The sequence below is a fragment of the Hoyosella altamirensis genome (assembly GCF_014191505.1).
Taxonomy (GTDB): Bacteria; Actinomycetota; Actinomycetes; order Mycobacteriales; family Mycobacteriaceae; genus Hoyosella; species Hoyosella altamirensis.
Genome location: NZ_JACHWS010000004.1, coordinates 149,538 through 161,932, shown reverse-complemented (window position 1 = coordinate 161,932; position 12,395 = coordinate 149,538). Strand labels below are relative to the sequence as shown.

The window sequence follows — 12,395 nt, the reverse complement described above, 5'->3', positions numbered from 1 at the left end:
ACTACGCTGCCGAGCAGTGCTCAACGTGGAAAGATCACCAAACATGACTGACGTGGACGATTCCCAGCGCGATGATGCGGGCGGAAGTGAGCCTCCAGTCGTGTCCGCACGCGGGATTGAGCTGAAAGGCGCCCGGGGACGGGTCTACGGCCCTTGCACTTTCGACGTTCCTTATGGGGAGCTGACGGTTATTCAGGGCCCACCCAAGTCAGGGCGTACGTCCCTGCTTCTGACCGTTACTGGCCGTATGCGCCAAGCCAGCGGAGACCTGACGATTCTGGGTCTGCCCTATCCGAAGAAGGGTCACCGTATCCGGTCGTACACGGCGATCGCGGGTTTCGCCGGAATCGATGATCTCGACGAGGCGGTGACCGTCGGTGAAGCGATCCGGGAGCGCCGCACCTGGGCTGCACCCTGGTATCGGCCGGTGCGGAAGGTGAAGGACAATGCCGTAGCCGACGTGTGCGACCTGGTGTTCGGCGACCGGACTATTCCTTCCGCAAACACGGTCATCTGGGAGCTGGGCCAACTCGATCGTCTGCTACTGCAGGTTTCGATCGCGCTGATTCGTGACCCCTACCTGCTTGCCGTCGACGATTTCGAACAGATTGAAAGCAACGCGGACAGGATCTACTTCACGGAACGACTCAGAGCCATAGCACCAACATGCACAGTCGTCACTACGGCAGTGGATAGCGTCGGTGACCCGCACACGATCTGTCACCTTGACCCTGGTACCGAGACTCGCCGCGCGCCACAGGCTGCCCGCTAAGGCTATTCGGGAGACTTTGACATGGTTGCTGCATTCTCATTCGGCTCAGAGCTTCGGCGGTTCAGCCGGGAACGTCTGCCACGCCTGGCTCTCGTCGCGATCATTTTCCTGCCCCTGCTGTACGGCGCGATGTATCTCTGGGCGTACTGGAACCCGCTCGACAACGTCGACCGGATGCCTGTGGCGATTGTCAACAGCGACTACGGCGCGCTAGTCGACGGAGTGACCGTGCGCGTTGGCGAGCAAGTGACACGCGAACTGGTTCGTCGCGGAGACCTCGGCTGGGAACGCGTATCTCTTGCGGAAGCGCAGGCCGGCGTGGAAGACGGACGATACTACTTTGCGGTTGAGTTCCCCACAGATTTCAGCGAAGCGGTGACTTCACCATCAGGTGAGAACCCACGCCGCGCGGTGATCAACGTGACCTACAACGACGCAACGAGCGCGATCGGCACGACAATTGCTGAAACGGCGATGTCCCGGATCCTCAACGTACTTTCCGAACAAATCGGCGCTCAGGCTGTTGATCAGGTTTTGTTCGGCCTGCAAACCGTGCGGGGCGGTTTAGTCGAAGCTGCAGACGGGGGCCGCCAGCTCGCAGGGGGCACTGGCGAACTCCGTGCTGGCGTTGCGGAACTCGATGATGGCGCGAACCTCCTCGCGACGAACCTGCGAACGGCGAGCGACGGAGCGGCAGCACTCGCTGACGGCACCGGCCAGCTCAGCAGTGGGGTCGATCAACTCACGGAGGGTGTACTGCCCCTAGCTGGAGGGCTGCGAGAACTCCAGGATGGCGCCCGGCAACTCGGAGATGGAGCTGTGCAGCTGAGTCAGGCGGTGAGCCTGCTCGTTGACCAGCTGGATGTCCTCGGTGCGAGGCAAGCCGAAATTACTGGACTCATCCAACTCAAGGCGGACCACCTGTACGCGGTCCCCCACCCTGCTGTGCACGACGCCGCTAGGGAGCTCGAGAACTTGCGGGCGCAGATCGACCGCGAAGGTTTGGGGCCGAATGCGTTGAGTGATCTTCGCAGGTTGCGGGACGGGGCGGCGCAACTCGCATTCCAGCTCGGAGATCCCAATAGCCCTTTCCGTACCGGACTAGCACTCGCTGCTGACGGTGGTGGCGAGCTGACCGACGCGATCATCCAGTTGAGAGACGGAGCCAATGAGCTCAACGCAGGCGCAGGCGAACTCAGCGCTGGCCTCCAGCTACTCGCCACGGGCGGCGACGCACTGGTAGACGGGGTCGGGCAACTCGGTGCCGGCACAGCGCAGCTTGATGATGGTGCGAACGCGCTCGCCACGGGCCTCGCGCAGGGAGCTCAGCAGATCCCCGAATGGGACCAGCGGGAGCGGGCCGGGCGCGCTGAAGTCATCGGTGGGCCTCTGGAACTGGACCAGCGCAATCTGGCGTCCGCCGCGAACTTCGGTACCGGCGTCGCACCGTTCTTCATCTCGCTCGCGCTGTTCATCGGCGGGTTCATCATCTGGATGGTGATGAGGCCAATTCAGACTCGTGCGCTCGCGGCGGGCCTGGGCGGTCTGCGGACGGTTCTGGCGTCGTACTGGCCAGCTGCGGTGATCAGTGTCGCGCAGGGCGTCGTGATGTATGCCGTGATCCGCTATCTGATCGGTCTTGAACCCAGCAACGGCCCCGGGATGCTCGCGTTCCTCGTACTCACAGGCCTTTCTTTCCTGGCGTTCACTCAGGCAGTGTTCGTGGTTCTCGGCTCGTCCACGGCGCGGGTCGCTGTTCTGGCACTCTTGATGATCCAGCTGGTGTCCGCGGGGGGCTTGTACCCAACGGAAACGACGGGGCGGCTGTTCGAGGTGATACACCCGTACATACCAATGAGCTACTCGGTGAGTGGACTGCGTCAGCTGATCATCGGCGGCGCAGACGGCCGGCTATGGACTTCCGTCGCTGTCCTCATGGGACTTCTCGTCGCGTCGATCCTGGTCGCGGCAATCGCTGCGCGGCGACAACAAGAGTGGACGATGAAGAGACTGCACCCAGCCCTCAAGGTCTAAAGAGGATCAGAATCCACCCTGGATCTGCACCACGGTCCGGCCCGTGACCCGCCCTTTGATGATGGTGCCGAGGACGTCGCTAACGTCGCGCGCGGCAACTTCGTTCGTGATGAGTTCGAGGTGCTTCGGGCGAAGGTCCGTCTGCAGCCGCACCCACATGTCGCGCCGGCGTTCGATCCCCAGTTGCACTGAGTCGATACCGAGTAAGCGGACGCCTCGAAGTATGAACGGCAATACCGTCGTGTTGAGCCCTGGACCACCGGTGAGGCCACTTGCCGCGACGACACCGTCGTACCTCATCGTGCTCAGAACGTGTGCGAGTGTCGCCCCACCCACGCAATCGACTGCGGCAGCCCATTCTGACCGGCCGAGGGGGCGCGGCTTGGCGTCGGGGTCTTCCGGAAGCCGGCCGATTACCCGAGCTGCACCGAGTTCACGTAACAGGCCGTGCGCGTTGGACTTACCCGTTGACGCCACAACGTCGAACCCCAGTCCAGCAAGCAGGTCCACACCGACGCTGCCCACGCCTCCAGTCGCGCCGGTGACCAGCACCGGACCTGAGTCGGGCGTCACGCCGTTGTCCAGCAGCGCAGCAACACTCAGCGCAGCGGTGAATCCGGCGGTGCCAATTGTCGCGGCCTCCCGAGGTGACATGTCGGTGAGCTTCACTGCCCAATCAGCCGGTACGCGGGTGAGCTCCGCGTATCCGCCGTCGCGGCTCACCCCGATGTCGTATCCGTGGGCGAGCACCAGGTCACCAGGGGTAAAGCCTGAATGGTCTGACGCGACTACCTCGCCCGCTAGATCGATGCCCGGGATTATCGGGTATTCCCGAACGACCCCTCCCCGCGGAGTCACCGCAAGCGCATCCTTGTAGTTCACACTCGAATAATGGACCGCAATGGTGAGTTCGCCCGAGGGCAGCTCCGAGACGTTGCGCTCTTCCGCAGCTAGGACTACACCATCGCCCTTCTCACGGGCTACGAGCGCTGAGTACGTTTCATCCACTGTCATTCGGTCCTCACTCCCCCTCGGGCTCAGCTGGTGGTTCGTCCCCGTTGTCGGCGGGAGGCGGCTCGGGTGCCGGGTCGTCCCGCGGGACACTCGGGGCACCGTTGTCATCATCGTCGTCATCGTCGCTGTCACGCTCCCGCGCGGGCGGCGGTGTCGGCTGTTCACAAACAACGACGGGCTGCGCCTCGTACGTCACTGTTCGAGTCTCTCGGGAGATCTCTTCATTGGTATTCGCGTCGGTGATCACGCGCGTATCGCTTGTCGTGAAGCCCTGACCGCCACTACTGGCCTGGCAGTTCGGCCCAGCTGGGAGCACGATCCGCCGCGGCTGCGTGTAGTCCCAGCGTCCACCATTGATGGATTCCACGTTTACTGTTTTGGTACCCCATACCCGGACAGTCACCGAGGACATGTCTCCGTAAGCTTCGAGCAGTACGCCGGTGTCGTACTGGTTCTGGAACTGCAGGTCGATCGAGCCTTCGAACACCGTTGCTTCCCGGCCGGCTGGATATCGCGAAATGTAATAGCTGTGCTCGGTGTGTTCGACGTCCTCGAGGCCAGCGAAATATCCCGCGTTGTAAAGAGTTGTCGCGAACTGGCTGACGCCGCCTCCAACAGCTGTCGACGGCCGCCCGCTGTAGATGATGCCGGAGTCGATGTAACCCTGCGCGTAACCGCGCGGGCCAGTGTGATCATTGAGTGAGAAAGTCTCCCCCGGCTTGATCACGGCCCCGTTGACTTGCTCCGCCGCGCGCCGGATGTTCACACCAGAATTCGGAGTGAATCCACCCGTGGTGAACTCCGCGATGACTTCGTTGATGCCCAGCTCTTCAGCTTCTTCAGTCGTGAATTGAGCGTCAGTGGTCCTGTACGTGGCGGTCACGGTTCGGTTGGACGTCTCACGCATCAAATCGTCGATATCGGTGAACGTCTCGTCCCAGTCCACACCGCGCCCGTCCTGGTGCGGCACGACGACCGGACCTTCCGAACCGATCCGCACAGTCGCGTCAATTGCTGGAGATTCGGTGTCCGCGAGCTGAGGCGAGAGAATCGTGGAGGCCGCATTGACGTCATAGAGCGGTTCGAGACCACCATCCTGATCAGGCTGGAAGCTGAGGAACTCCCCTACGTCCTCAGGCTCGAGGACAGCCTCCGTGTCATCTTCGCCGATGACGACGAGCGATGTCGCGACAGCGGGCTCCGCGATCTCAGTCATCGCGCTTTCAACCCCTTCCGGGGTGACCGTGACCGCGTCCACCTCAACAGGCAATTCGATCGGTTCACGAGCAAGCCAGTTCTCGACGATCACCTCGCGCGCTCGTTCCGGCTCGACGATAAGGCCGTCTCGCGGTTCAACCGCGACTGGCGTCGCACCGTCAAATTCGATGTCCCCTTCGACAGCCTCGCGGTCGATCTCTACGCGCAGATCATCAATTGCGGCGTCGAGTTGTGCGTCATTCACTGCGCTGACATACCCGATCTCGCGCTCACGGAACAGCGCCACCAAACGAGTCAGCGGGTTGATCGGCTGACTGCTGGCCCTCTCGACAGTCGCGTCCCAATCCAGGTTGAGTCCCGACTCGGACGGCAGCAGCTCCACTTGCACGTCTTCGCCGACCACCGTGAACGGGTCGTCGATTCGAGGCTCGATCTCGGTTCGCAGCCGGGTCTCAGCTTGCTCCGGTGTCAGGCCCCCAATGGAGACGGCAGCGACCGCCACGCCTCGCGGGATTTTGCCGCTCGAGGTCACCCAATCGAGGATGTACGCGACGGCGGCGATAACGATCAGCCCAGCGACGGTGACGACAATCGTGCGGAAACCTCGTTTTGATCCACCTTGACCATTGCCTGCCACAGTGCCTACCCCTGCCTCCCCATACGGGTGCCGCTGAAGAACATGCGCTTTGTCCCAGTTTCGCTATAGCCTAAGCGCTGCCCGGGACAGCCCGCGAATCGGCTCCCGGTGTCACACAACGAAGAATCCCGCGCTTCCACCGGGTCGGGGGTCGGATGTCAGCGCGGGACTACTTGCGTATCGCACACCACCGCAGTCGCGTTACTCACAAAAAATCGTGAAGGATTTTCCCTCCACGCGAGGGAAAATCCTTCACGATCCAGGGCGAAACGCTTACCGTTCGATGATGGCGACTGCGCCCTGCCCACCTGCGGCGCAGACGGAAACCAAAGCGCGGCCGGAGCCCTTCTCAGCAAGCATCTTGGAAACCGAAGCGACGATGCGGCCACCGGTAGCTGCGAACGGGTGTCCCGCAGCAAGCGACGAGCCGTTGACGTTCAGCTTGCTCCGGTCGATCTTGCCGAGCGCACTGTCGAGGCCGAGCCGCTCCTTGCAGTACTCATCGGACTCCCACGCCTGCAGGGTGCAGAGCACGACCGACGCGAACGCCTCATGGATCTCGTAGAAGTCGAAATCCTGAAGTGTAAGGCCGTTACGTGCAAGCATGCGGGGCACCGCGTAGGTCGGCGCCATGAGCAGTCCATCAGGGCCATGAACGAAGTCAACCGCGGCTGTCTCGTAGTCACGGAGGTACGCGAGTACCGGCAAGTTTCGTTCCGCGGCCCACTCGTCGTTCGACAGCAGCACCGTTGACGCACCGTCGGTCAGGGGCGTCGAGTTCCCTGCGGTCATCGTCGCGTCGCCGAGCCCCACACCGAAGACCGGCTTCAGTTTCGCGAGCCGCTCCACGGACGAGTCCCCACGCATGTTGTCGTCGCGAGCAAGACCGAGGAAAGGAGTGACGAGGTCGTCGAAGAAACCCTTGTCCCAGGCCGACGCCATGTTCTGGTGCGAGGCGACCGCTAGCTCATCCTGCGCCTCACGGCTGACGCCGAACTCCTTGGCAGTGATCGCGGCGTGCTCGCCCATAGACAGACCAGTGCGAGGCTCACCGTTCTCGGGGATTGACGGCACAATCTGGCTCGGACGCAGACTGCCGAGCAGCTTCAGTCGCTGGCCAGCGGTCTTCGCACGGTTGAGGTCAAGAAGAACCCCACGGAGTTCCTCGTTGAGCGCAATGGGAGCGTCGGAGGTCGTGTCGCTGCCACCGCCGACGCCAGCGTCGATGCGACCTAGCGCGATCTGGTCAGCGACGATGCTCAGCGCGGTGAGACCAGTGCCACATGCCTGCTGAACGTCGACCGCAGGCGTGTAAGGCGACAGCGCGGAACCGAGCACCGATTCGCGCATCAGGTTGAAGTCGCGGCTGTGCTTGAGGACGGCACCGCCCGCGACAAGTCCCAGGCGCTCACCTTGCAGGCTGAACCGGCTGACAAGACCATCAAGTGCGGCGGTGAACATGTCTTGGTTCGAAGCCTTGGCATACGTCTTGTTGCTCCGGGCGAACGGAATACGATTGCCGCCGATAATCGCGACGGGCTTGGTCTGACGCCCTTCGGGAGCGTTAGCCTTCGAGGTTGCCACTTTGCGTCTCCATACAATTCGGGAGTGTTGGACTACCGCGTATTCTTACTCACCGGTAAGTTGGTTGTCGATACCGCGTACTCCGCCGTACATTCGTGCAGGATACAACGCGTCAGGGGGTAACCGGCGAACGCCATGCATAAAGGCGTTTACGGCGGCGATCCGCGCGGTAGTGAAACTGCAAGATGGCAACAGAGTGACATCACTCACGAGAGGTGGCCCGTGTCTAAAAAGGGAAGCTCCGATCTGTACTCAACACTGATTTCGTCCGCTCCGGGGGCATTCCTCGCGAGCAAGGTTGGCCTGCCGCAGCCTGAAACGCTGCGTCGCTACAAGGAAGGCGAGCCGCCACTCCCCGGCCCGCTCCTGGTTGGCGGTTCAGGGCGTCTCGTCGAACCGATCCGCGATCTGCTTTCCGATTACGAATTCGCCGGTGACGACACCGACAAGTTCGGCGGAATCGTCTTCGATGCAACAGGCATCACAACGATCGAGGAACTGAAGCAGCTTTACACCTTCTTCCAGCCCCTCATGCGGAAAACCGCACCGTCGGCTCGTGTCCTGGTTGTGGGTACGACGCCCGAGCTGGTTCGTAAGACCGATGAGCGCATTGCGCAGCGCGCCCTCGAAGGGTTCACCCGTTCGGTGGCAAAGGAACTCCGCCGGGGCGCCACGTGCAACCTTGTCTACGTTTCACCGAAGGCGAAGACAGACTTCTCGGGCCTCGCGGCGCCGCTGCGCTTTGTTCTCTCCGCGAAGTCCGCGTACGTGGATGCTCAGGTTATCCGTGTCAACGAGAAGCCCGCCACAGCTCCCGCGAACTGGGACAAGCCCCTCGACGGGAAGGTTGCGCTCGTCACTGGCGCCGCCCGGGGCATTGGCGCAACAATCGCAGAGGTCCTCTCACGCGACGGCGCCAAAGTGATCGTTGCTGACATTCCGCCTGCCGGTGACGCGCTCTCTGAGGTCGCTAACAAGATCGGGGGCGTAGCACTGGCCCTCGATGTCACGGCAGCCGATGCGGCGGAGAAGATCGCGGAGGCCGCGGAGCGGTTCGGCGGTCTCGATGTCGTCGTTCACAACGCCGGGATCACACGCGACAAGACGCTGGCGAACATGGACGACGCGCGCTGGGACTCCGTAATCGGCGTTAACCTGCTCGCGCCAAAACGCATCACTGAAGCCCTCTCCGCGAACGGCGGCCTCAAGGAAGGCGGCCGGGTCGTCGACGTCTCGTCGATCGCGGGCATTGCCGGCAACCGCGGGCAGACCAACTACGCAGCCTCGAAGGCCGGGGTCATTGGCATGGTCGACGCTGAGGCAAGCGACCTTGCCAAGAAGGACATCACTATCAACGCGGTAGCGCCAGGTTTCATCGAGACACAGATGACAGCCGCGATTCCGCTTGCGACACGCGAGGTCGGACGCCGCCTCAACTCGCTCCTCCAGGGCGGCCAGACTGTGGACGTCGCAGAAACGATCGCGTTCTTTGCAAGCCCCGCTTCAAGCGCGACCACCGGCAACACGGTACGCGTCTGCGGCCAGAGCCTCCTTGGTGCATGATGGCGGAAAAGAACATTCAGATCCTCGACCAGCAGGGCATGCTGCAGAATTACGCCAAGGCAGTTCTTGGCATGCTGCCGCTCCCCGGCGCGAAGGCGGAAGGGCTCCCGGACCGGACTCTTCGCATCGCTGACGTGAAGATCGACGCGAACAATCTCGCCGAGTACGTGAAGGTGTGCCGTCTGCGCTTGCGCGACACTCTGCCAATCACCTACCCGTTCGTGCTGAGCTTCCCGGCTGTGATGAATCTGCTCGTCTCGAAGGACTTTCCACTGCCCGCCATGGGCATGGTCCACATGTCGAACAAGATCGAGCAGATCCGCCCGATTTCCGTGAGCGAAACCCTCACCATCGACGTGCACGCCGAGAACATGCGTGAACATCGAAGCGGCCTGCTCGTCGATCTCGTTACCGAGATCACAATCGAGGGCGAACTCGTGTGGCGTCAGTTCAGCACGTTTCTCCGCAAGCAGCGGACGAGCCTGAGTGACGAGCCGCGGCCCGAGAAGGTCGATGACTCACCCGGTTCTGCCGGTGAACTGCCCACCACCACCCTCAAGGTAACGGGCAAGCAGATCGCTAAGTACGCGGACGTATCCGGCGACCACAACCCGATCCACGTGTCGAAGATTGGGGCGAAGGCGTTCGGCTTCCCCACCGTGATCGCACACGGAATGTGGACTTGCGCTGCGGCACTCGGAATCCTGGAAGGCCGCCTTCCCGATGCAACGACGTACACCGTCGACTTCGGTAAGCCGGTGCTGCTTCCCGCTAAGGTCGCAGTCTTCACGAGAAAGACCGACAGCGGCTGGGAACTCGCGCTGCGCCATCCGAAGAAGGAACATGCTCATCTGACCGCGAAGATCGAGGCACGGTAGTTCTACGGCGCATCTGGAGCGCCCCGGCACCCCTCGCGGGAGCCGGGGCGTTCTGCGGTCAGTTCAGGCACGTATCACCTGATGTAACCGAATCCACCGAGGAGGTGGGTACGGCTACATCACTGCGGCTTCTTCCCCGCGAGACCACGCCAGCCGAGGTTGACGAGAAGATCCACGGCAGCCTCTTTGTCAATTGACCCATCGGCGACGCGATCAGCCACCGCTTCACCCGCACCGATAAGCGCCGTCGCCATCAGCCGGAACTGCTCATTGCTGTGCGGCTCCCGACTGCTGGACCGCAGAATCAAAGCGGTGAGTTCGACCGCGCGCTCGCGGCTGCCCGTGACTAGATCAGCAAAGCTTTTCTGATACATCGCCTGGCGGTACATGACATGCCACGACTGACGGTTCTGGTGCACAAAACCTAAGAAGGCTCTGATTCCGTGTGTGAGTTGCTCTCTCGGCGACAGACTCGGATCGGCCGCACCGGTGAGCGCATCGAGGAATCGCGTGCTCTCACGCCGGATACACGAAGCGAAGAGTTCATCCTTTGACCCGTAGTACAAATACAGCATCGGTTTGGATATCTCCGCGCGCGCAGCGATCGCGTTCATCGAGGCCGCGTGGTACCCATGCTCCGCGAAAACATCGATCGCTGCGTCAAGCATCTGCTGCTCACGGATCGCTCGCGGCAACCGCTTCGGCCGTCCAGTCATCGATGTGCCACCCACACTTCCTAACTTACCCGGGGGTAAGTTTACGGGGTGGAGCGGATCACGGCAGGGGGACGTGTCCAGTCAGACTTCAGCAGTCTACGCGGCCCTTCGCAACACCGACACGAACCGCTGACTGTTCAACCTGGTCAAGCGGAAGTTCGCCGGTTTCGACGGCATCCTCCAGGCGATCGAGAACGTCGGTCACCGCGTCGGTAGATATCCAGAGGGCAACATCGGCTCCGGCCTGCAATGAACGAAGCACTGACTCGGTGATGTCGAAGTGGTCGGTCACCGCTCGCATGCTTCCCAGGTCGTCAGTGAAAATCAACCCATCGAAAGGCGCAGCGCCATATCCCTCGCCGTCGCGGAGCAGCGACATCGTCGCCGGGCTCAGGCTCGACGGCAGTCCCGTTTCGGTCAGTCCGGGCACGGTGAGATGGCCAACCATCACGGCCGCACCCACGTCAATGAGGTTGCGGTACGGCGCGAGGTCCCAATCTATAAGGTCATCGAGCGGCGGGGTGGTCACACCTTCATAGTGCGAGTCGCCCGTCCCGCTCCCGTGTCCCGGGAAATGTTTGAGGACTGGAAGGACGCCCGCGTCACGCAGGCCACGGGCATATGCTCCGGCGTAATCCGTGACGACTTCGGGCGTGGCACCGAACGCACGGTCGCCAATCACCTCACTGTCAGCCTGATCGGTCACATCCACGACAGGGGCAAAGTCGGCAGTTACTCCCAGGTCGCGCAGCGCCCCACCGCGTTCCCTCGCGAGTTCGTAGGTCTCATCAACCGTCAGCGTCTGCGCAATTTGGCGGGCCGAGGGCGCCTGGCCAATTACGTGCGAGGCGCGGCTAACGCGCCCGCCTTCCTCATCGATCGTCACCATGAGCGGTACTGCTGATTCCGCCGCCACGTCGCGGACTTCGCCGCTGGCGAGGAAGTTCGGGTCGGCCCAGCTCGTGACGAAGATTCCTCCGATGTTCTCGCCGTTTACGACGCTCAGCGCGTCTGCCTTCCCGGTGACACCGACGTTCAGCAACTGTGCCAGTTTCTGGCGCGTGGTGAGTTGGGCAAGGAACTCGTCCCTGGATGAACATGCCGATACCGCAGGCGGTTCCGACGTCGGCGCCGGTGACGCATTGCCTGTTGTCAGCGCTGCGGGTGAGGTGTCCGCATCCAGCGCGCCACCATCTTCGGTGTCCGATGCCGTGCACGCCAGCGTCGACGCAGCCAGGGCCGATGCAATTGCAGCGGCGGCGACGGGTCGTGCGAGCGCTCGCGTTGCCCGGCTGTACAGCTTCATCCGTTCTCCCTTTCGACCGACTGCACCGAATCCTACCGGCGCGTGCTGAGGTTGCTGCCGAACGACGGCTGTGCGGGGTAGGCTCGACTGCATCGCCGGATTCGTCCGATAGCTGCCCGCGAGGCACCATGTTGTTGGGAGGGAAGCGATGGCGCCCAGCTCGGCTGATCTGATCCTTGTCGCATACGACGGCTCCGAGAACGCGCAACGCGCGATCCGATATGCCGGACACTTTCTCAGCGCGGGACGCGCGCTTGTCGTGACCGCCTGGGAACCGTTGGCGCGGCAGGCTGCACGTATCTCTGGTCTCAGCGGTGTGATGCAGCCCGGCTGGGTGCCCGACATCCAGCAGGAAGACGCTGCCCTCACCGACGCGAAGGCCATCAACGCTGAGGGTGTGCGGCTCGCTGAAGAGGCCGGTCTGCAGGCCGACGGACGCTGCGTCGAAACGGAAACCACCGTCTGGGCGGCGATCGTCGACGCTGCGGACGAACTGGATGCAGCAATCATTGTCACGGGCACGCGCGGCGCCACGGGGATTCGCGCACTGCTGCACAGCAGCGTCGCTGACCAGGTGCTGAAGCATTGTCACCGCCCGGTTCTCATCGTTCCACCTAACGAAGAACGCTGAGCTCACCGGACCCGGCGCCCACGCCGCCGAGTGGTCACGCGA

At 62.5% G+C, this 12,395-nt stretch carries 10 protein-coding genes; 5 read left to right on the top strand and 5 right to left on the bottom strand.

From position 1 onward, the window contains the following. Window positions 1-43: 43 nt before the first annotated feature. Together FHU29_RS19880 and FHU29_RS19875 are read left to right on the top strand one after the other, a co-directional pair. Window positions 44-772, top strand: coding sequence for a P-loop NTPase family protein (locus FHU29_RS19880; protein WP_064438397.1), 729 nt, complete (start codon window positions 44-46; stop codon window positions 770-772). A gap of 21 nt (window positions 773-793) precedes the next feature. Further along, complete coding sequence (locus FHU29_RS19875) at window positions 794-2,806, top strand: YhgE/Pip domain-containing protein (RefSeq protein WP_064438398.1); 2,013 nt, start codon at window positions 794-796, stop codon at window positions 2,804-2,806. Between the two features lie 6 nt (window positions 2,807-2,812). On the opposite strand, the gene FHU29_RS19870 is transcribed toward FHU29_RS19875, so the two are convergent. The 3 genes from FHU29_RS19870 to FHU29_RS19860 all read right to left on the bottom strand — a co-directional run bounded on the left by FHU29_RS19870 (window position 2,813) and on the right by FHU29_RS19860 (window position 7,259). Then, window positions 2,813-3,820, bottom strand: coding sequence for an oxidoreductase (locus FHU29_RS19870; RefSeq protein WP_064438399.1), 1,008 nt, complete (start codon window positions 3,818-3,820; stop codon window positions 2,813-2,815). Between the two features lie 7 nt (window positions 3,821-3,827). After that, entirely contained in the window at window positions 3,828-5,675 is a 1,848-nt protein-coding gene (locus tag FHU29_RS19865; RefSeq protein ID WP_064438400.1) for a VanW family protein, read from the bottom strand. Between the two features lie 273 nt (window positions 5,676-5,948). Next, a complete protein-coding gene (locus tag FHU29_RS19860; RefSeq protein ID WP_064438401.1) occupies window positions 5,949-7,259 on the bottom strand; it encodes an acetyl-CoA C-acetyltransferase in 1,311 nt (436 codons plus the stop codon). A 222-nt stretch (window positions 7,260-7,481) separates the two neighbouring features. Here FHU29_RS19860 and FHU29_RS19855 point away from each other — a divergent pair, with 222 nt between their 5' ends. Both FHU29_RS19855 and FHU29_RS19850 read left to right on the top strand, forming a co-directional pair. Next, complete coding sequence (locus FHU29_RS19855; protein ID WP_064438402.1) at window positions 7,482-8,822, top strand: 3-oxoacyl-ACP reductase; 1,341 nt, start codon at window positions 7,482-7,484, stop codon at window positions 8,820-8,822. Then, complete coding sequence (locus FHU29_RS19850; RefSeq protein WP_064438403.1) at window positions 8,822-9,700, top strand: MaoC/PaaZ C-terminal domain-containing protein; 879 nt, start codon at window positions 8,822-8,824, stop codon at window positions 9,698-9,700. The genes FHU29_RS19855 and FHU29_RS19850 overlap by 1 nt, the downstream gene beginning before the upstream one ends. Window positions 9,701-9,819: 119 nt before the next feature. Here FHU29_RS19850 and FHU29_RS19845 read toward each other — a convergent pair whose 3' ends face one another. Then, window positions 9,820-10,416 carry a TetR/AcrR family transcriptional regulator gene (locus tag FHU29_RS19845; RefSeq protein ID WP_064438680.1) on the bottom strand — a complete coding sequence of 199 codons (597 nt, stop codon included), beginning with the start codon at window positions 10,414-10,416 and terminating at the stop codon, window positions 9,820-9,822. A gap of 88 nt (window positions 10,417-10,504) precedes the next feature. Further along, window positions 10,505-11,722: a glycoside hydrolase family 3 N-terminal domain-containing protein gene (locus tag FHU29_RS19840; RefSeq protein WP_064438404.1), complete on the bottom strand. Its 1,218-nt coding sequence runs from the start codon at window positions 11,720-11,722 to the stop codon at window positions 10,505-10,507. 148 nt (window positions 11,723-11,870) lie between these two features. Here FHU29_RS19840 and FHU29_RS19835 point away from each other — a divergent pair, with 148 nt between their 5' ends. After that, window positions 11,871-12,353, top strand: a complete 483-nt coding sequence (locus FHU29_RS19835; RefSeq protein WP_064438405.1) for a universal stress protein — start codon at window positions 11,871-11,873, stop codon at window positions 12,351-12,353. The last annotated feature ends 42 nt before the right edge of the window (window positions 12,354-12,395 follow it).

What these genes read in the sequence shown, in the direction of transcription:
- FHU29_RS19880 (WP_064438397.1), top strand. Translation starts at nt 44, where the DNA reads ATGACTGACGTGGACGATTCCCAGCGCGATGATGCGGGCGGAAGTGAG.
- FHU29_RS19875 (WP_064438398.1), top strand. Translation starts at nt 794, where the DNA reads ATGGTTGCTGCATTCTCATTCGGCTCAGAGCTTCGGCGGTTCAGCCGG.
- FHU29_RS19870 (WP_064438399.1), bottom strand. Translation starts at nt 3,820, where the DNA reads ATGACAGTGGATGAAACGTACTCAGCGCTCGTAGCCCGTGAGAAGGGC.
- FHU29_RS19850 (WP_064438403.1), top strand. Translation starts at nt 8,822, where the DNA reads ATGGCGGAAAAGAACATTCAGATCCTCGACCAGCAGGGCATGCTGCAG.
- FHU29_RS19845 (WP_064438680.1), bottom strand. Translation starts at nt 10,416, where the DNA reads ATGACTGGACGGCCGAAGCGGTTGCCGCGAGCGATCCGTGAGCAGCAG.
- FHU29_RS19840 (WP_064438404.1), bottom strand. Translation starts at nt 11,722, where the DNA reads ATGAAGCTGTACAGCCGGGCAACGCGAGCGCTCGCACGACCCGTCGCC.
- FHU29_RS19835 (WP_064438405.1), top strand. Translation starts at nt 11,871, where the DNA reads ATGGCGCCCAGCTCGGCTGATCTGATCCTTGTCGCATACGACGGCTCC.